This window comes from Lentibacillus juripiscarius, assembly GCF_042685205.1.
GTDB classification, from domain to species: Bacteria; Bacillota; Bacilli; order Bacillales; family Amphibacillaceae; genus Lentibacillus; species Lentibacillus juripiscarius.
The window spans coordinates 40,150-59,347 of the sequence record NZ_JBHUNA010000042.1 but is presented as its reverse complement, the minus strand read 5'-3'; the positions used below and the strand labels follow the sequence as shown (position 1 = coordinate 59,347).

The window sequence follows — 19,198 nt, the reverse complement described above, 5'->3', positions numbered from 1 at the left end:
TTACTGCCGATTTCCTCCATTCTGATCCCCTGTACCTGACTTCCGGAAAGAAAATGAGGCACGTTTTACGCCCGGATCCATTTCCAAATCTCGCCTGGGGTAGCATTTTTCCCGTACATGAGGATGCCGGTTTTGAATATCTTCCCGGCCACTTTCATGAAGATCCAAATGCTCACGGCCAGGATTGCCAGTGCGATGATGACTTCCATCCATGGCCATTCTTCCATCATCGTCAGCCGCAGCAGGAGTACACCGGGTGCTGTAAATGGTACATACGAGCCAATCTGTGCGAAAAGTCCGCTTGGGTCGCTGATGACGGGTCCGATAAACACAAACGGTAAAAATGGCAGCATCATAACAAGCCCCTGGAAATTGCCGGCTGATGACATGTCGGCCATCGTTGCGCCGACACCGACAAACAGTGCGGCAAACAGGAAGTATCCGAGAATCGCGATTGCAATTAATAGAATCAGTTCTGGCACGAGCAAGTATTCCAGGATTGGCACATCCTCCAGTTTCCAAATACTGATGGGAACGGCGAATCCAAGAAAAACGACGGCCTGAAACATGCCAAGGACGAAGTAGCCGATAATTTTCCCTTTCATCAACTGGCTGGGTGTCAGCGATGATAAAATGATTTCGGCGATTTTATCCTTTTTCTCATTGGAGGCACTTTGGAAAATGTACATACCCGAGAATATGATCGACATCAGGATAATGCCGGCAAACGCTCCGGGGATCACACGTTTAAGTGGATCATCGCCAAGAAATCCTCCACTTTCAGATCCTTGTTCTGCTTCATCAGAGGCGGCCAATTCGTCCGCAGTCATTTCATCAAATTGGATGTTATTGGAAACGGCAGCAAGCTCCTCGTCGGACAGGCCGAGCTGCTGCATCTGTAATGATTTAATTGGCGCCGCCAGTGCCTGCATCTTATTCATAAAGCCATTCTGGATATCCTCGCTCGTATAAACAGGGATGACTCCATCATCGAGTGCCCGCCGATCAACAAATACATAAGCTGTATTTTCGCTGGATTCTAGCTCGTTCTGCACATCTTCCTCGCGTATTTCTGTTTTCTGCAACTCCCAGTTCCAATCACTTGCTTCGGCTGTTTTTTCCAGACTGGCAAAAACCCCCAGATCATCCTGGACAAAAACTTGTGCAGTTTCACCGCCGTCACTATCATCATCGCCGAAAAGACTTCCTAAAAACATGAATCCGAGAAAAAGAGCTGGTGTTAAAAACAATCCGATTAAAAATGACTTATTCTTCATATTGCGTTTTATTTCCCATTTAGCAACTTTTAGTGAATTACGCACGGACAGCACCTTCTTCCCCGATTAAATTTTTGCCTGTAGCGATATCGATGAAAATCTCATGCAGGGATATGCGGTCAATCGACAACTCCTGAATCGACAGACTGTCCGGCAAATGCTTAAGCCAGTCCACTGGTTCCACATCTTTGGCCAAATAAAGGACGGCCGTGTCGTCATCCCGCTCCACACGTTCCACTTGCGGAAGAACTTCCAGCTGCTGCAGGTCATTATTGCTGCGTATCGTACATTTGAAATTCGCATATTCTTCTTTAACATCATCCATTTGGCCGTAAATAATTTTTTGGCCTTGGTGCATCAGAAATAAGCGGTCACACATTTCCTCTACCAGATTCATTTGGTGCGAGGATAATAGAATAGCAGTCCCGTTTTCCGCGAGATTCCGAATTTCCTGTTTGAACAATTCCTGGCTGACCGGATCCAGTCCAGAAAATGGCTCATCCAAAATCAGCAGCTCAGGTTCGTGGATGATGGATGAGATGAATTGTACTTTTTGCCCCATTCCTTTTGACAATTCCTCAACCGAACTGTTTTCCTGTCCTTCCAGGTCAAACTTTTTTAAATACTGCAGCGCCCGCTCCCTCGCTTTTTTCAGCGGATAGTCCTTCAGTTCTGCTAAATAAAGCAGGATGTCCATCACTTTTACATTTTTGTACAGACCGCGCTCTTCAGGCAAATAGCCAATTTTGTGCCTCGGTATTTCCCGGTGATTCTGAAATGAGATTGATCCCTGATCCGGATACATAATGCCCATAATATTACGGATGGTCGTCGATTTTCCCGCACCATTCGGACCCAGAATTGCCATAATTTCGCCTTTCCGAACATCAAAAGAAATATCCTGGATCACGTCCTTGTCCTTAAATGATTTAGCTAAATTTTCCACTTCTAGTACTGTTTCCATAAGCGTCACCTCGTTAATTTGTTCGGACTAAGTCGTTTCGCGTTAAAAATTGGTCATCGAATTTGATTGGAATGCCAACACCTTCTTCTTCAGCGTGGATATGCAGGTGCGGTTCGGTGGTGTTTCCGGAATTTCCAACGGTTCCGATCGGCTGCCCTTTTTGAATGGTGTCCCCCTCCTGAATCATAATGCTGTTTTCCTGCATATGTGCAATATAAACGATTGCATCTGTATCTTCACAAGCAAGTGCTGCATAATTTCCTTCTGGCTGTTCTGGGTTCATCTCTGGTGGTGTAAGATCCGGCAAACCATCTCTTACTTCCATTGCTTCCCCGGTACAAGGACTGTAGAGTGTGTCTCCATAAATGGCAAATTGATCAAGGTCTTTCGGATAAATTCCACTTGCCCGCGAACCGAACGAGTTTAATTTTGCTATATCCAGTGCATATTGCTGCGGTTCATGGGCGTGATGATAATTCATTTGTGTCGAGCTTCCGCCTTGACCGACATAATAGGTCCCATCCTGTAATGGAAACATCAGGTCAATCGCTTCCTCCTGTGTGGTATAACTGCTGAAAACAGAGACGTTATACAGACCGAACACGAGAATAAGCACGATATGAATTCCTCTTGTAATCTTTTGGCTGCCGTTTAGTGTGGTGCGAAGAGGCAAAGATCTTGTTTTTTTCCATGAAAAGAATACAGCAGGGATTAACAAAATTACCCAAACATACCGCACATAATATCCTAACCAATCCCAAGGTCCGGATAGAAAAATCCACATAATATAGATGACTGTAAACAACAGCTGAATGATCCAATCAAGCTTGTTTTCGGATTTGATCCTCCATAAGGAAAAAATAAAAGCGGCTGGCAAGACCAATTGGAGTCCAATGATTTGCAGGATGCTCAGAAGCATTTTTTACCTCCTTATTGAATGTGAAGAAGTCTTACCAACAGGATTACAATGAATCAATTAGAAAGCGTGTTTCGCAGGGGTGTCAATGGCCAGACTGATTTGCTAATACATATCTTCTGATAGTCTACCATACTTTTACATCGTAGGTGACAAAAATATCGGAACTTTTGGTAAAGAAGGTTACGTATAAGTTTAGTCCGGCTGGTAAGTATCGTATGCCGTTCATTCATACATGATGTCATTGGGTTTGGAAAGATAGTTGGTGGAGGCTTTGAGGCCAGTGGGCTTATCAAAGGTGCAATTGTAAACACTAGAGGTGAACACCCGGCTGTATAGGGGTGATGGGCTGTTTTATTATGACCGCTAACACTAAGAAAGCTGACCTTCAGGCAGGAGGTCAGCTTTGTGGTCGAGATTTTGCCGCGTTTGTCGACGGTTCCGATCAATTTTATTTCGATACATAATCGGACAGAACGCTTTGTACTTTGTAAATGTTCAGCTGTTTATTGAATGTCTTCTGAATTGGTTCCGCGGAGCCGGAGATCCATATTTTCAGTTCTGCTTCTAGGTCGAACGTTCCGGCTGTTTCCACGGAGAAATGTGTAATACTCTTATATGGAATGGAGTGGTATTCGATCTTTTTTCCGGTCACGCCCTGCTTGTCAACGAGAATCAGCCGCTTGTCAGTGAAAACCATCAGATCCCGGATAAGTTTATACGCGTGCTCCACCTTTTCCGTGGAAGAAAGCAGTTCATCCAGCTCTTCAGCGACTTCCTTTGTATCAGCTTCTGACGCATTCCCCATCACGCCATCAAAAATTCCCATCCTATCATCCTCCTGTCAACTATTTTCTTTAGTATACCAAAAAAGATAACTGGTTTCTCCCTTGTTTAAGTTTTCCAGATTTGTGAAGACTGTAGAATGAAATTTTAAAAAAGGAGATGAGGCCAATGAAGAAAGGTATGTTATGCTTCGGTCTTGCGTTTACGGTGGTTTTAGGTGCCTGTGGAGATACTGACGACACGGAAGAAACCAAAAAGCAAGATGATGAAACGAACGTTGAGACGGCCGGCAGTTTAAGTGAAGATACGGAAACAATGGAAGTTGACATGTATAATGCGGACAAGGAGAAAGTCGGTACGGCGACTATCAGACCCGTTCCTGCCGGGGTGAACATCACGCTGGACGCGGCCAATTTACCGCCGGGAACACATGGTTTTCACATTCACGAAAATGCTGTCTGTGAAGCGCCTGATTTCAAATCAGCGGGTGGGCACTTTAACCCGACTGACGCAAAACACGGCTTTGATCACCCTGAAGGACCGCATGCCGGTGATTTGCCAAACATAGAGGTTAATCAGGACGGAAAAGTAATGGCTGACGTTACCGCGGATATGGCCGCACTGGAAAAAGGCGAGAAAAACTCGCTATTGAAAGAAGGCGGTACTGCTCTGATGATTCACTCAGGAGCAGATGATTATGAATCACAATCATCCGGTGATGCCGGTGAACGGATTGCATGTGGTGTAATTGGTGAGTAATGAAAAACCCGGGAGATCCCCGGGTTTTTTATAAGTAATAATCCCTTTAGCCATTTCCGTCTGTTACACTAAGGGATACAGTAACCAAGGTTAGCGGGTGTTTTTTTGGAATCTATTCTTTTATTTTTCATCATTATATTGGTTGCCTCGATATTGCAGACTAGTACCGGCTTTGGCTTCTCCATCGTTGCAACGCCATTTTTGCTTTTGCTTTTTGAACCGCGTGAGGCAGTCCAAATCAACTTAATCCTGTCGCTGGTTATTTCCACCGTGCTCATCAGGAAAATCAGAAAAGATATCGATAAAGACATTGTAAAGCGGTTTGTCAAGGGCAGTCTGGCTGGGCTGCCGGTCGGTATTTTCATTTTTTTAATGATGGATATGACACTGCTAAAAACGACCGTCAGTATACTGATTCTACTTCTGACGATCCTTTTAATTCTGAATTTCCGTTTGCGCCACACCTCCAAGCGCGATTGGACGGTGGGTGGACTATCGGGTGCGTTCACAACGAGTATTGGCATGCCCGGCCCACCGATATTGCTGTACTTTTCCGGCACCGATACAGCCAAGGAAAAACTGCGCGGCACAACACTTGCGTTCTATCTATGGATTTATGCCGTGAGCCTGCTTGTACAAATTCTGTTTGCCGGGACCGCGAAAGAAATATGGATGTCGAGTGCACTGGCCTTACCAATCGTGCTCATCGGGCTGCTATTGGGACAGCTCCTATTTCGTTGGATCAATCAAGCATTGTTTCGCAAACTGACGTATGGTTTGCTGATTTTTACGGGTGTGTATTTGTTTTTGCAGCAGATATAACGCGTGGAGGAAAGCGGAAATGCTACCGTTTGGCCTTTTTTGCTAAAGTTCGACACGAAAACGCTAAACATGTACATAAAAACGCTAAAGTTCACAATGAAAATGCTAATGTTCACAACAAAAATGCTAAAGTTCACAATATATCAGCCTGATTCTTGAAGAGAGTCATTCCGGCAACCGACCCCGCCAAAAAAACTTTCCTTAAATAACACTTTCTATTATCAACACTCGATTGTAGGGGTGAAGGGAGGTGCTCAGCATGGCCGTCGCAGAGAAAATCCAGTCGCGTTTGACGCTTGTTTTGAATGACGGGGAAGATATGGAGACTGGTAATACGATTTATAAATCAAAGAGTTTCAACAACGTGAAACCTGAGGCAACGGCAGATCAGCTGTTAGCCATCGCACTTGCAGTTGCCCCGCTGCAGGAGCGACCGCTCTACAACATTGAACGTACCGACGATTCAATCATCAGCCAGGGATAATGTCCCGGCCTAAAATTCGAGAGGAGGACGACGAATGAAAAAATTGGAGTTGAAATTCTTGAATCAGGATGGAAAAACAGTGACCTACTCACTGGAAAAGCCAGTCGAGCCAGTGGACACAGCAACCATCACCAGTACGATGGATGAAATTATTGCCCAGGATGCATTTACATCATCCGGTGGTAACCTGGTTTCAAAAAAGAGCGCCCGTATCGTGGAACGAAATGTTACGGAAATCGACCTGCCGTCCTAAACGATTAGAAAACTTGGCTTGTCACAAGCCTCTAGTTGCACTTATGCAGTAAGAAAATATTTATACTTTCTTAACTGCCAAGCCACCAGACCAGCGGAACCATCGCCCTGGTCTTTTTCTAAAAAGCTTTTTCGTAAACTTTGTTGTTTTTCCAACGCAGTTGATCTTAAATGCGACACAGCAAAAAATTGTTATGAGACCGCTCCGGCAATATACTTCGCTTTCCATGGGCACGGCCTCAGCCTCCTCGGAAAGCAAAGACCGCTTTCCTGCGGGGTCTTTGGACACGTGCTGTTCCCATAGGAGTCTGCGTATATTGCCTACGCTGGCAATGAAGTTCTGCATATTGAATGTTGAAACCAATGAAATTAGTGCTAAAGAGTTTTCTCTTACTAGGAAAGAACATGACACTGAGCTGCGGAAAAATGCGAGACTCCGGCGGGAAAGGAACAGTCTGAAGACCCCACAGCGAACGATAGTGAGTGAGGAGGCTGAAGCGTTCCCCGCGGAAAGGGAGTATTTTTCCGCAGCGACGTACTAACACTCAGTCCCGACAAAATTGGAGAGAGACATTCAAAAAAATCCGTCGCAATGGGCGGCTATCAATAAACAAGCCCGCTCCGGCTTTGTCGGGACGGGCTAACATTTTAAACAGTCAGGAGGAATGTCCAGTGGAAACGTGGGTATCGTTTGTGACCGAGGTTGGCTTTCCGATTGTGGTGACATTTTATTTACTGCACCGAATCGAAGGCAAACTGAATGATCTGATAGAATCCATACACGCACTGCCGGCAAAAATGAAATAATTGCCTCGACCATTGATAGCTTCGGTGTTATGCCGGAGTTTTCTTTATGACAACTGTTTTTCGCTGAAGTTCACACTATTTCCGCTAAAGGTACCAAAAAATCTGCTAAAGTTCACATATGAGATATGAATGCTGAAACTGGCATCATTTAAGCGTAAATCGATCCACTTCCCGCACAATTTCACCGCACCTCATCCACCGTCACCACCCTGGCACCAATCCATAAAAGTATAGAAATCGTCATTCTGTCCCAACCTAGTAAGAGAATTCAGTTTAAAAGTCCGGTGTATCATAGTACAATGGTAGATAAAGAGTATGCAGAAGGTAGGGTACATTCGTTTTGAAGGCGATAAATGATAACATACTGCGAGAATTGTTTTCCCCCGTTGTGTATCAGCGCGGTTTGGAATATTATAATAATGGTTTGGTCACGGATCTTGCTTATGACAGGAATTTTGATGTTTGGTCGGCGAATGTCCGTGGTTCGGAAAGTTACTTTGTTGAAATTAGTATAGCCAGCCTTTCCAAAGGATATTTGAATGCCTATTGTGAATGCCCAGCTTTTGCAGCTTTTGGCAATTGCAAACACGTTGCGGCGGTCATGATGGAGATTAGTGACAGCAATGTCGGCAGTTCACTGAGAAAATCCCGGCAATATTACACGGCCAATTGGCTGATGAATGCCATGTCCTCCCTGCATGATTACGAACCGGCACCTGAGATTGCACAGCGGATGACACCGGTTCATGTGGAATACTATCTAAAATGGAATATGGAAGATCATTTGCTGCTGGAACTAAAGGTCGGGGAGAAGCGCTGCCTCGTTGTAAAGAAGCTGTATGCCTTTCTGGAAGATGTTTTGACTGGCAACGAACATTACTTCACCAAAACATTCACCTATAATCCGGATGTGCATTATGTCCAGCAGCAGGATTTGGAAATCTTTCGCGAGCTGTATGCTATTTTGCGCAATGAACAGGTTTATATCGACAGGTCCATCTATCATTTTGCCGATGCACCGGATCGTTCGGCGGTTATTCCACCACTTGCGGCAAAACAGCTGCTTTCTATGCTGCAGGAGCGGGACATAACGGTGAAGGCGGATGAACGTGATTATAAGGACATGGCCGTTGTGGAAGGTGAGCTGCCGTTCCGTTTTGATCTGGATAAGGATGACACAGGGGAAATAGCATTACACCTGAATGGCATGAATGCGGTTAAGTACTTCGAAAACTATGGCCTTCTGTTTGCAGAGGGGACATTCTATGTGCTTGAAGAAAATCAACTGCCCATTATGAAGCAGATAACAATGGCAGCTGCTTATGGGGAGTCCCTGCCGGTCGAGAAGGAACAGGCCGATGCATTTATTTCCCAGGTAATGCCGTCACTGCAAAAAGTCGGCGACGTGCAGATTGCTGACAACGTTGCATCGGAAATTGTCCAGATCCCATTGCAGGCAAAACTGTATTTGGAGCTGGACGACAGCTGGATTATCGGGAATCTGGAATACCATTACGGAGAGCATCAGATTGATCCGTTTAATGGCCGGGAAGAAACGGACGGCATCATCATCCGGGATGTGGAAAAAGAACAGCAGATCATGAACCTGATTGAATATGCCAATTTCCATTATAATGGCAGACAATTATATATCGAGACAGATGAGGAAACGCTGTATGAATTTTTGTACCAGGTTTTGCCTGTTTTGGATAAATACCTGGATTTGTACATGACATCCGATATTCGCAGTCTGATTGTCGATAACCAGCCATCCCCAAGCACTAGTGTCCAGATGGAATCCTCGTCCAATCTGCTGGAAATTGGGTTCAATGTGCAAGGAATCAATGACGATGAAGTCGACCGGATTCTGGGTGCCGTTATGGAGAAAAAACGCTATTACCGCCTGCAGGATGGCTCGTTCCTGTCGCTGGAAGGGGAGGGATTCTCCTCCATTAAGCAGCTGTTTGATGATTTGGATTTGGAAAAAGATGATATCCAAAATGGTCAGGTTCATATGCCTGTTTACCGCGGGACACAGGTGGATGAGCTGATTGGGACCGAGAAGCATTATGGGCCTGCTTTCCAGAAGCTGCTGCATCAGCTGAAAGCACCGGAAGAACAGGTGTATCCACTGCCGGAGAATTTGAACGCCGAACTTCGCAACTACCAGCAGACAGGCTACCAATGGTTTAAATCACTCAGTGCATACCACCTTGGCGGTATTTTGGCGGATGACATGGGGCTCGGCAAGACAATACAGGGCATCGCCTATATTCTGTCGGAACCAGGGGACGCTCCCCATCTGATTGTGGCACCATCATCCGTTTTATATAACTGGAAAAATGAATGTGAAAAGTTTGCCCCTGATTTGCAGGTGGCTGTCCTGGCTGGTACCCCAGCGGAGCGAGAGCAGATGATTGAGGAATACAGCACGGCGGATGTCTGGATTACGTCCTACGCAACTGTACGGCAGGATGTGGAGCGATACCAGGACAAAACGTTCCAGACGCTGATTCTGGATGAAGCGCAATACATTAAAAATCATGCGACCAAAACATCCCGGGCCATCCGTCAGCTGAAGGCAGGACGACGGTTTGCGCTGAGCGGAACCCCGATTGAAAATTCAATTGATGAGCTGTGGGCTATTTTTCAAGTCATCCTGCCTGGCCTTATGCCGAACCAGCGTAAATTTAAGCAACTGTCCCACGATAAAATTGCGGCGATGACACGTCCGTTTATTTTACGGCGTGTGAAGGAAGATGTTCTCAAGGAACTGCCGGAAAAAATTGAATCCGTCCACGTTTCCGAGCTGACCCGGGATCAAAAAGAACTATATGTCGGCTACTGGCGCCAGCTGCAGCAGGATGCAGCCCAGTCGATGGAAGAGAGCGGATTTAATAAAAGCCGGATGAAGATTCTGGCCGGCTTGACCCGTCTGAGGCAGATTTGCTGTCATCCATCCGTGTTTATGGAAAACTATGAAGGGGAATCCGGCAAACTGAATCAGCTGATGGAGACAGTTCGAAACGCTGCCGCCAATGGCAAGCGCATGCTCATATTCTCGCAGTTTACCAGCATGCATGAAATCATTATGGAAAAACTGCAGGAAGAAGGCATCGACTTTTTCTATCTGCATGGGCAGACCAAGTCGGAAGAACGCGTGCAGATGAGTGAGCGCTTCAACAATGGCGAAAAAAGTGTATTTCTCGTGTCACTGAAAGCGGGCGGAACCGGACTGAACCTGACAGGTGCGGACACGGTCATCCTGTATGACCTGTGGTGGAACCCCGCGGTAGAGGATCAGGCGACAGGCCGGGCACATCGGTTTGGGCAAAAAAATGTCGTCCAGGTGATTCGTCTCGTAACAGAAGGGACGATCGAGGAGAAAATTTATGAACTGCAGCAGAAAAAACGGGAATTGATTGACCAGGTCATCCAGCCGGGCGAGTCGATGCTGTCGACGCTGAGCGAGGATGATGTGCGGGAACTGTTGAATCTTTAAATCTCAAACGACGGACCTTTCATACTTTTCAATTTATTCCCTGAGCGTTACAATGGAACAAAGAAGGCATAAAGCCTGAGGAGATGATTCCATTGTACCGATTACTGAAAGGGATTCCTAAATTCGTGGCTGCTAATTTGACAGTTTTGTTTGTTATCATGCTGCTGCCAGTGCTTTTAGTGACGGATTCGGTACCAATGCTGGACAGTATAATGGATTACTTGTTCAACGACAGAACATCATAGGAAAAAAGCTGTAGTTCACCGTATAAGTGTGCTGCAGCTTTTTTCAAATAATGGCTGACCTGAACCGGGCTGCTGTTCATTGGTTCAGCTGAAACAGTTTGCGCGGACGCCCTTTCACGTACGGCTTTTCTTCTCCGACTACCTTGATGACGTCCCCTGCGATGAGTTTCTTGATGGTTCGTTCAGCACTGCGCTTGGTTACCCGGTAATAAGTGGCGATATCGTTGGATGAGAACGGTTCATTATTTCGGGTTTCAATAAAGTCAATGAAATTATACGACAGCTCGTTATTTAGTTTGGCCTCGTGAATGAGTGCCCGGTATAATTCTGAAGGATTAATCTCCTTTTTTACGCCTAGGGGGCCAATCGTTTCCCGCCGTTCATTGACGATGTAGCATGAGCCCTCCTGTGTACCGCTGCACGTCTCCAATGCGAGCTTGGCGTTGTCCTCGGCCTGCTTCGCTGTAAGTCCGAGTCCAAACCCGATATCAACGGATGTCTCCAGCGCATACTCTATTTCCTTCAAGAGCGGAAAGTCACGGTAATGGTTGGTAATATGGTCCAGGACGCCGCGGGTTCCGAATAGGGCAAATTGGTGATCCCCATTGGCAAGGACGGATGCATGCGTTTTCTTCGAATATTTCAGCAGTAACTGATGAAGCTGCAACTGTAATTCCTGTGCATGGTTATGGCCTTTTTTTGCTTCGATATCGGTAATATGCTTGATGCGGACGTACCCGGCTACGATTTGTGCACTTTTTGACTGATTAATGACTGCAATGGACGTTGCTTTTTCCAAGGTATGCCGGATATTCAGGTTCGGCGTCTGCATGCAGGTGACAGGTATCCCTTTAGAACGTAGAACCTCTTCCACTTCACTGAGGGATGTCAGCACATGATCGGTATCCCCTGCCTTCCAGTGTGACTCATGAAATGCGGCAATTTCAGATGTGTCCAGAGCCGGACTATTTTGCCCGTAGCTGCGAGTATAGATGGTTTCGTTCTGGATGCCTACTTCGTCGAGAACCTCATCCACTTGCCCTGCATCCGGTACATCGACGGAGAGCCTTTCCAGTTTTTGTCCTTTGTAGTTTTTCACATGATAAAAAGCGGTTAGAATCATGTAGGCATCCACTTCAACCTGAACTGCAGGCAGCTTTTTTTTATTAATTTTTTCTAAGGCATGCTGGTATGGCAGTGGACTGGCGAACAGATAAATATCACACATTACTGCCTTTTCGATTAACGCCCTGGCTTCAGAAGGGTCTGTGTAGACGAGCGGAAAAATCTCGATATCCTTCATCTTCCCGGCAATATGGTGTATCCGCTCGATTATTTCTTCCCTGCCAAAGACGGCAATTTTAACATCCACGTGTTTCGCCCTCCTGTCTTGACTAGTGCCCACTAAGGTGTATGGCGCAAAGCTTTCCGTAACGGCACATTTTACGACACTATTCGCTAATAACAATATGGTACGGAATTTTCATAATATTGTCAAGAAGGGGCGTGAAAAGATTTTAAAATGTTTGTAGGCCATTGTTATGGCAGCTGTCGAGTATTCAATTAAACAACCTGAAAATTCATTGTTGATTGACATATTAATGAAAACGGTTTATCATGGACAATGATAGATTAATATGTTAAAGGGGGATTTTTACGTGAAAAATCTGAAACTTGCAGGCTTGCTTCTGATCGGCCTTCTGTTTGCTCTTGCCGGTTGTGGAAGTTCACAGGATGATGGCGGGGAAACGGATGGCGGCAGCGGCAATGACGGCGGGGATGATGCCTCAGGTGAGGAAGTTCGCGTGACACTGGGAACTGGTGGAACGAGTGGTACATACTATCCGCTCGGGGTAGCGATGGCCCAGCAGATTTTCAGTAATGTTGACGGGGTTTCACAGGCACGTGCAGTATCCACTGGTGCGTCCGTCACAAATGCGCAGGAGCTGGCGGAAGAGAAATATCAGGCAGTCCTGATTCAAAATGATATCGCCTATTATGCAGTGAACGGGGAAACGCTCAGTGACTTTGAAGGAAACAAAGTCGATAATATGGCTGGTATGACGTCCCTGTATCCGGAAGACATTCAGGTTGTTACAACTGCAGACAGCGGAATTGAGTCACTGGAAGATCTGAAGGGGAAAAATGTGGCCGTTGGTGACCAGGGCAGTGGTGCTGAGGCCAATGCTAAACAGATCCTGAATGCAGCAGGTATTACGTATGATGACATTACGGCTGAATTCATGGGCTTTGGAGATGCTTCGCAAGGGCTGCAGAATGGTACGATTGACGCTGCATTTATTACAGCTGGTGCGCCAACCAGTGCGATTCAGGAATTGGGGGCAAGCAAAGATGTAAACGTACTCTCCCTTTCCGATGAAGTAATCGATAAGCTTCTTTCCGAGTATTCCTATTACACAGAACGTAATATTTCGGCTGACACCTATGCTGACTATGGCCAGGAAGAGGACATTAATACAGTAGCTGTTATGGCGATTCTCGTTGTGGATAAATCCCTGCCGGAAGATGCTGTATACAACATGACAAAAGGAATGTTTGAAAACCGTTCCGAACTGGTGGATGCACACTCACGCGGGGAAGACATCACGTTGGAAACGGCAACAGATGGTATGTCCATTGACTTGCATCCTGGTGCAGCCAAGTATTATGAAGAGGAAGGCATTTCGGTCGAATAATGAAATCTTTATTTAAAAAACGGCAACGCCTGCCCTGGCGCAGGCTTGCCTGGATTATAACAGGCATTTTCATTCTTATCGGCATTTATTTGCTTCAGTCTGACGTCCATGTTATGTATGCGGAAGCCGACAATGGAGACGTCTTGATTGCGGAGCTGGTAAATGCCGATACGAATGTTTCGTCACGGTACATCCATTCTGTTGCCAAGTGCCCGATTATTGAAAAGTATGAAGTGAACAGTGAGTATGACATGGTCCTGATGGAAAGCTGGAATTGCAGTTTTGGCGCTGGAATTGAAACAGAGCCACCACCAGGAGCGACCGACCGGCTTGAAGATGGTTTTTATGTCATTGACTCTATTGAAAAGAAGTTTCAGGAAGTGCTTTTTCACCCGGTCCGCATGGCAAAACAGACCATCACAATTGACAGGAAAACATGGGATATTTATAAAGAGCCATTTGTCGGCAGAACTTTTTCGCTTCACATAAAAGAAGAGCCGATGGTGGTCTACTTATGGAAAAAGCTAGTTTGACAGATTGGAAGAACCGTTCCGACCTTGAAAGGAGGCCCTTTATGGCTCAATCAAATCTAGACAAAGAACTCAACCAGGAAGAACTGAATAAGCAGCTAGACGAGCTCGAGGGCAGTGACCGTACGCTGTTTGGCTGGATGGCTGTGGCTGTGTTGGTCGTGGCCGTCAGCTTTTCGCTGTTTCATTTATATACAGCTGGCATTGATATGCTCCCGCGGATGCAGCAGAATGCCGTTCACCTTGCTTTTGCATTGACCCTCATTTTCTTGATCTTTCCGTATAAAAAGAACCTCGGCCAGAAGAAAATTCCCTGGTATGATCTGCTGCTTTCATTGCTCGGGGCATCAACCGGTATTTATATTTTAATTATTTCCAAGGACCTGGTCGGGAAAGTCGGCGACCCGAACACGATGGATACGGTGATGTCGTTTATTGCCCTTCTGCTCGTGCTGGAGGCGACACGTCGTGTTGTTGGTAAACCGCTGGTGATTTTGGCAACGACTTTTATGCTGTATGCCTGGCTTGGCGATATGTATTTGCCGGACTTTCTTGGCGCCCGGGCAATTTTGCCGGATGTGATCAATCACTTTGGTTTTACATGGAGCGAAATCGCTGAATTCATGTACCTGTCCAACGAAGGGATTTTCGGTACACCGATTACGGTATCGGCACAGTACGTGTTCATTTTTATCTTGTTCGGGGCATTTCTGGAAGTTACCGGTGCTGGGAAAATGTTCATTGACCTGGCCATGTCGCTTGTCGGTTCCTTTAAAGGCGGCCCGGCCAAGGCTGCTGTCATATCATCCGGTATGATGGGGTCTATTTCCGGAAGTTCAGTGGCGAATGCGGTAACGACAGGAACGTTTACAATCCCACTGATGAAAAAAACCGGATTTCGTCCAAAAGTTGCCGGAGGAGTCGAGGTGGCGGCCTCCTCCAGCGGACAGCTGCTCCCACCGGTGATGGGTGCCGCCGCGTTCATTATGGCAGACTTTACGGGGATTCCGTATCTGGATATCGTGAAATCGGCCGCTATACCAGCATTGCTCAGTTATACGGCAATTTTGTTCATGGTACACTTGGAAGCGAGCAAGCATAATTTGACGGGGATTCCCCGGAAAGAACTTGTGTCGCCGTTCAGGGTTTTTGCCGGGCGCGGTTACTTGCTGCTGCCAATTATCGCGATTATTGTTTTGCTCATATTGCGGCTTACACCGATTCTCGCATCTTTTATGGCAATTGTCGGGACGATTACAATCGCTTTGTTTTCTTACCGGATGCAAAAGAACTTCGGTGCCGGATTTCTCGTTTCCCTTGTTTTTACAGGGGCGGCGTATGCAGCGCATTTGCTGTTCGGGCTGAATGAATATGTGACGTTCGTTTCCATCGGTAGTATCATTTTTGCATTGATTTGGTACGTCATGGGCAAAAAAGTCGATACAGAAAAACAGGTTAAATTTGGATGGAAAGAATTTCTTTCCGCATTAGAATTAGGTGCGAAGAATGCGTTAAGCGTTGTGGCAGCCTGTGCGAGTGCGGGGATTTTGACTGGTGTTGTTACCATGACTGGGCTTGGTCCGATTTTGTCCGGTCTTATCCTGGACTTGGCCAACGAGCAGTTATTCTTGGTGCTCCTGTTCACCATGGGTGCATGTATTGTCATGGGACTCGGCCTGCCGACAACAGCCACATATATTGTGCTGGCGGCGGTAATGGCACCGGCGCTGATACAGCTCGATATTCCAGTGTTGGCAGCCCACTTGTTTGTGTTTTACTATGGCATTCTTGCAGACGATACACCACCGATTAATCTGCCGGCATACGCCACATCCGGAATTGCCAAGGCTGATCCGGTCAAAACCGGTGTGCAAGGGTTTAAATTTGATATGGGTGCCCTCTTGCTGCCGTTTGCCTTTGTGATGAATCCAATGCTGATTTTGCAGGATGAGACTGCGACTTGGATACAGATTGCATTGAGCATCATGACTGCGTTCATCGGTATTATCGCATGGTCCACCTTTATTCAGAGCTACCTGTTCACCAAGTTTGGATGGCTGGAGCGTGTTCTTGCCGTAGCCGCTGCAGTTGTATTGCTTAACCACTCTTTACTGACCGATGCTATTGGTGTTGCTTTGTTTGCAGCTATTATTGTTTATCAGTGGTGGAAACGGGACAGAGAAGACAGATCACAAGTTGAACCGGCACAAGAGACTGTGTAAGGAAAAAGGGCTATTTTGCAGTGTACTACTGTGGGATAGCTTCTTTTTTGACAGGTAAGAAAATATAAAACTCTTTTTGTATCAATTGTTGCATTTAAAAATACTCGCTTTCCATGGGGAACGCCTCAGCCTCCTCGCTCCAAAGAACGCTCGCTGCGGGGTCTTCAGACTGTTCCTTTTCCCATAGGAGTCTCGCATTTTTCCGCAGCTTAGAATAGTTTTCTGTTCAAGGAATAAAAGTCCGTGTAACGTAAATTCCATGGCTTTCCCCTTTCGATATCAGAACACCACTACCAGCGTAGGCAGAATACGTAGACTCCTGCGGGAACAGCACGTGTCTAGACCTGAGCAGCGGCGGTTTTCCGCGAGGAGGCTGAAGCCGTGCCCGCGGAAAGCGAAGTATTCTGCCGAAGCGAATTCAAGCACTAATCTATCATTAGAACGAGAGAAAGTGCTACGAAAGATAAATTTTCAGTGTGTCGCAGTATAGATCAACTGTGCAATAATAAGGAACTATCGAATGGTGGAATCTTTTCGGAAACAGCCAAGTATAAATACTTTCCTAATGCATAAGTGCAACGAAGGCTTAGGGCTAGGTTGATTCATAAATTTAATAAAAAATGGAGGAATGTTATTGTGAATAGATTACTGGATAAATTGCAGATTGAGGTGCCGATTATTCAGGCCGGCATGGCGGGCGGGATTACGACACCAGAATTGGTTGCCACGGTCGCAAATGAAGGTGCCCTTGGAACAATCGGGGCAGGCTACATGGACGGCACATCACTAAAGGAAGACATCAGAAAGGTAAAACAACTGACGGATCAGCCATTTGCTGTGAATCTTTTTGCCGTAAACATGGATGCATCATCCGCGGATATCCAGCCAATGCAGCGGTTTCTGGACGGCTTCCGTAACGAACTTGGTGCGGATCCTGGGGCAAGCTCCGTTCACGTGTATGATCATTTGGACCAGAAAATAAATGTCATTCTTGAGGAAAATATCCCTATTGTCAGCACGGCATTTGGGATGCTGGGTGATGCGCATATGGAGCGCCTGCAAAACAAGGGGGTTACACTGATTGGCATGGCAACGAATCCTGCTGAGGCCCGGCAGCTGGAAGACGCCGGCTATGATGTGATTGTCGCCCAAGGTGTGGAAGCGGGCGGACACCGGGGAACATTTAATGTTGAAAATTTCCCGTATGGAAGCACCATCGGATTACTCGTGCTCGTCCAGGAAATCGTAGCACAAGTCCGGGTGCCCGTTGTTGCAGCAGGTGGAATTCACTCGAAAAGTCAAATGGACGCTTTATTAGCCATGGGTGCAGCAGGTGTGCAGCTTGGCACGAGATTTTTAGTAGCCAAAGAAGCAGGTACGAACACAGCCTACCGCCAGGCACTCATCAGCGCAGATACAGGTGATACCGCGATTACGAAGGTGTTTTCCGGCAGGCCAGCGCGTGCCATCCGCAACCGATTTGTTCAAGAAGTGGAAACCAGCGAAATCGAGCCATTGCCATATCCGATTCAAAATCAAATGACCAAAGACATTCGTGCCGCCGCGAAACAGCATAGCTTGGCGGATATGCAGTCGTTATGGGCGGGGCAGGGTGTCGGCCTGATTGAGCAGGAAGAGCCAGCTGCAGTCATTGTGCGTTCGTTCGTGTAACTCACTCGCAGCCACCCGCCTGCACGGATCATAAGTGTTTCAAAAGAAAGAACACTGCCTTTCGTGCTACAATAGCAGAGGAATAGTACGGAAAGGCGGGCAATGATGGCGGGACAGCATGATTTCACACAGGGGAATATTTTACGGCATCTGATTATTTTTTCCGGCCCGGTCATGCTGACGAATCTGCTGCAGACGTCGTATCAGTTTGCAGACAGTTTGTGGGTCGGGAACTTGCTGGGAGCGAGTGCGCTTGGGTCGGTTGCTGTATCGAGTACAATTATTTTTACGGTGCTTTCGTTCGTTCTTGGGCTGAATAATGCGGCGCTGACGATTCTTTCGCAGCAGAAAGGCCGTGACAATGAATCAGGCCTGAAGCGGTATTTGAATGCATTTGTCGTTATTTTGACTGTGATGGCACTGCTGTTAAGCACGCTTGGCCATACATTTGCCGAACAGCTGCTGCGGCTTTTAGGCACACCGGAGACGATGCTGCCGGAAGCACAGACGTATCTGCAGATTAATTTTCTCGGTATCTTATTTTTATTTGGCTACAATTTTATTTCGACCGTTCTTCGTGCGCTTGGCGATAGTAAAACACCCCTCCGCTTTGTTATGATGGCGGTTTTACTGAACATTATTCTAAACCCGCTGTTCATTAGTGGATTCGGGCTTGGCATCAAAGGGGCGGCATTTGCGACGATTGTGGCGCAGGGCAGTGCGTTTCTTTATGGAATCGTTTACGTGCTTTCGAAAAAACTTGCTCCGTTCAGTATACCTAGTGTCCCGGCGAAACAGGAGGTTGGCATAATTTTGAATCTTGGCATTCCCTCCGGCTTACAGATGGCGGTCATTTCAGCTGGGTCGGCGGCCATTATGAGTGTTGTCACTGGATTCGGGAATCATGTGGTGGCTGGATTTGGGGCGGCACAACGGTTGGACAGTATTTTAATGCTGCCAGCTCATGCTTTGGGAACATCGGTCAACAGCATGGCCGGACAAAATATCGGTGTGCGTGACTGGCCGCGTGTAAGACAGATCGCCAAATTTGGTGTCCTGTATAATTTCTCGGTGATGCTGCTCGTCGGTATTATCGTTGTTTTATTTGCGGAATATGGCATCAGGCTGTTCATAGAAGATCCAGCCGCTGTTTCGTTTGGAACCACCTATTTGCAGATTATCGCATTGTGTTACCCATTTCTTGGCATTAATTTTATTCTGAATGGAATTGTCCGGGCCGCGGGAGCGATGTATCAGGTACTCGT

Annotated in this window: 17 protein-coding genes; 12 read left to right on the top strand and 5 right to left on the bottom strand. The window is 46.6% G+C overall.

The window, feature by feature from the left end:
* Positions 1–65: 65 nt before the first annotated feature.
* The 4 genes from ACFSUO_RS16225 to ACFSUO_RS16210 all read right to left on the bottom strand — a co-directional run bounded on the left by ACFSUO_RS16225 (position 66) and on the right by ACFSUO_RS16210 (position 3,986).
* Entirely contained in the window at positions 66–1,322 is a 1,257-nt protein-coding gene (locus ACFSUO_RS16225; RefSeq protein ID WP_382396023.1) for an ABC transporter permease, read from the bottom strand.
* Positions 1,315–2,241, bottom strand: a complete 927-nt coding sequence (locus ACFSUO_RS16220) for an ABC transporter ATP-binding protein (RefSeq protein WP_382396021.1) — start codon at positions 2,239–2,241, stop codon at positions 1,315–1,317. Before ACFSUO_RS16220 ends, ACFSUO_RS16225 begins: the two co-directional genes overlap by 8 nt.
* A gap of 13 nt (positions 2,242–2,254) precedes the next feature.
* Positions 2,255–3,160 carry a M23 family metallopeptidase gene (locus ACFSUO_RS16215; protein WP_382396019.1) on the bottom strand — a complete coding sequence of 302 codons (906 nt, stop codon included), beginning with the start codon at positions 3,158–3,160 and terminating at the stop codon, positions 2,255–2,257.
* A gap of 448 nt (positions 3,161–3,608) precedes the next feature.
* Positions 3,609–3,986 carry a PH domain-containing protein gene (locus ACFSUO_RS16210; protein WP_382396017.1) on the bottom strand — a complete coding sequence of 126 codons (378 nt, stop codon included), beginning with the start codon at positions 3,984–3,986 and terminating at the stop codon, positions 3,609–3,611.
* Between the two features lie 125 nt (positions 3,987–4,111).
* Here ACFSUO_RS16210 and ACFSUO_RS16205 point away from each other — a divergent pair, with 125 nt between their 5' ends.
* From ACFSUO_RS16205 to ACFSUO_RS16175, 7 genes are all read left to right on the top strand, one after another.
* The gene (locus tag ACFSUO_RS16205) at positions 4,112–4,702 is read left to right on the top strand and encodes a superoxide dismutase family protein (protein ID WP_382396015.1); all 591 of its coding nucleotides are present in this window, start codon (positions 4,112–4,114) and stop codon (positions 4,700–4,702) included.
* A 105-nt stretch (positions 4,703–4,807) separates the two neighbouring features.
* The gene (locus tag ACFSUO_RS16200) at positions 4,808–5,524 is read left to right on the top strand and encodes a sulfite exporter TauE/SafE family protein (protein WP_382396013.1); all 717 of its coding nucleotides are present in this window, start codon (positions 4,808–4,810) and stop codon (positions 5,522–5,524) included.
* A gap of 259 nt (positions 5,525–5,783) precedes the next feature.
* A complete protein-coding gene (locus ACFSUO_RS16195) occupies positions 5,784–6,008 on the top strand; it encodes a DUF1659 domain-containing protein (RefSeq protein WP_382396011.1) in 225 nt (74 codons plus the stop codon).
* Positions 6,009–6,042: 34 nt separating this feature from the next.
* On the top strand, positions 6,043–6,261 hold the full coding sequence (locus ACFSUO_RS16190; protein WP_382396009.1) for a DUF2922 domain-containing protein: 219 nt from the start codon (positions 6,043–6,045) through the stop codon (positions 6,259–6,261).
* Positions 6,262–6,932: 671 nt separating this feature from the next.
* Complete coding sequence (locus ACFSUO_RS16185) at positions 6,933–7,067, top strand: YvrJ family protein (RefSeq protein WP_382396007.1); 135 nt, start codon at positions 6,933–6,935, stop codon at positions 7,065–7,067.
* A 340-nt stretch (positions 7,068–7,407) separates the two neighbouring features.
* Entirely contained in the window at positions 7,408–10,569 is a 3,162-nt protein-coding gene (locus tag ACFSUO_RS16180; protein ID WP_382396005.1) for an SNF2 helicase associated domain-containing protein, read from the top strand.
* A gap of 92 nt (positions 10,570–10,661) precedes the next feature.
* Positions 10,662–10,814, top strand: coding sequence for a hypothetical protein (locus tag ACFSUO_RS16175; protein ID WP_382396003.1), 153 nt, complete (start codon positions 10,662–10,664; stop codon positions 10,812–10,814).
* Positions 10,815–10,890: 76 nt separating this feature from the next.
* On the opposite strand, the gene ACFSUO_RS16170 is transcribed toward ACFSUO_RS16175, so the two are convergent.
* Positions 10,891–12,186, bottom strand: coding sequence for a hypothetical protein (locus ACFSUO_RS16170; RefSeq protein WP_382396001.1), 1,296 nt, complete (start codon positions 12,184–12,186; stop codon positions 10,891–10,893).
* Between the two features lie 286 nt (positions 12,187–12,472).
* Here ACFSUO_RS16170 and ACFSUO_RS16165 point away from each other — a divergent pair, with 286 nt between their 5' ends.
* The 5 genes from ACFSUO_RS16165 to ACFSUO_RS16145 form a co-directional block, all read left to right on the top strand.
* Positions 12,473–13,510 (top strand): TAXI family TRAP transporter solute-binding subunit, encoded by a 1,038-nt coding sequence (locus ACFSUO_RS16165; protein ID WP_382395999.1) that lies wholly within the window; start codon positions 12,473–12,475, stop codon positions 13,508–13,510.
* Positions 13,510–14,043: a DUF1850 domain-containing protein gene (locus tag ACFSUO_RS16160; RefSeq protein WP_382395997.1), complete on the top strand. Its 534-nt coding sequence runs from the start codon at positions 13,510–13,512 to the stop codon at positions 14,041–14,043. Before ACFSUO_RS16165 ends, ACFSUO_RS16160 begins: the two co-directional genes overlap by 1 nt.
* Positions 14,044–14,084: 41 nt before the next feature.
* Positions 14,085–16,262 carry a TRAP transporter permease gene (locus ACFSUO_RS16155; protein ID WP_382395995.1) on the top strand — a complete coding sequence of 726 codons (2,178 nt, stop codon included), beginning with the start codon at positions 14,085–14,087 and terminating at the stop codon, positions 16,260–16,262.
* A gap of 636 nt (positions 16,263–16,898) precedes the next feature.
* Entirely contained in the window at positions 16,899–17,933 is a 1,035-nt protein-coding gene (locus ACFSUO_RS16150; RefSeq protein ID WP_382395993.1) for an NAD(P)H-dependent flavin oxidoreductase, read from the top strand.
* 102 nt (positions 17,934–18,035) lie between these two features.
* Positions 18,036–19,198: MATE family efflux transporter (locus ACFSUO_RS16145; protein WP_382396101.1), on the top strand; the 1,163-nt coding region annotated here is incomplete at its 3' end.

Excerpts from the sequence above, each read along its gene's own strand:
- ACFSUO_RS16220 (WP_382396021.1), bottom strand. The coding sequence starts at position 2,241 with ATGGAAACAGTACTAGAAGTGGAAAATTTAGCTAAATCATTTAAGGAC.
- ACFSUO_RS16215 (WP_382396019.1), bottom strand. The coding sequence starts at position 3,160 with ATGCTTCTGAGCATCCTGCAAATCATTGGACTCCAATTGGTCTTGCCA.
- ACFSUO_RS16210 (WP_382396017.1), bottom strand. The coding sequence starts at position 3,986 with ATGGGAATTTTTGATGGCGTGATGGGGAATGCGTCAGAAGCTGATACA.
- ACFSUO_RS16205 (WP_382396015.1), top strand. The coding sequence starts at position 4,112 with ATGAAGAAAGGTATGTTATGCTTCGGTCTTGCGTTTACGGTGGTTTTA.
- ACFSUO_RS16195 (WP_382396011.1), top strand. The coding sequence starts at position 5,784 with ATGGCCGTCGCAGAGAAAATCCAGTCGCGTTTGACGCTTGTTTTGAAT.
- ACFSUO_RS16190 (WP_382396009.1), top strand. The coding sequence starts at position 6,043 with ATGAAAAAATTGGAGTTGAAATTCTTGAATCAGGATGGAAAAACAGTG.
- ACFSUO_RS16160 (WP_382395997.1), top strand. The coding sequence starts at position 13,510 with ATGAAATCTTTATTTAAAAAACGGCAACGCCTGCCCTGGCGCAGGCTT.
- ACFSUO_RS16155 (WP_382395995.1), top strand. The coding sequence starts at position 14,085 with ATGGCTCAATCAAATCTAGACAAAGAACTCAACCAGGAAGAACTGAAT.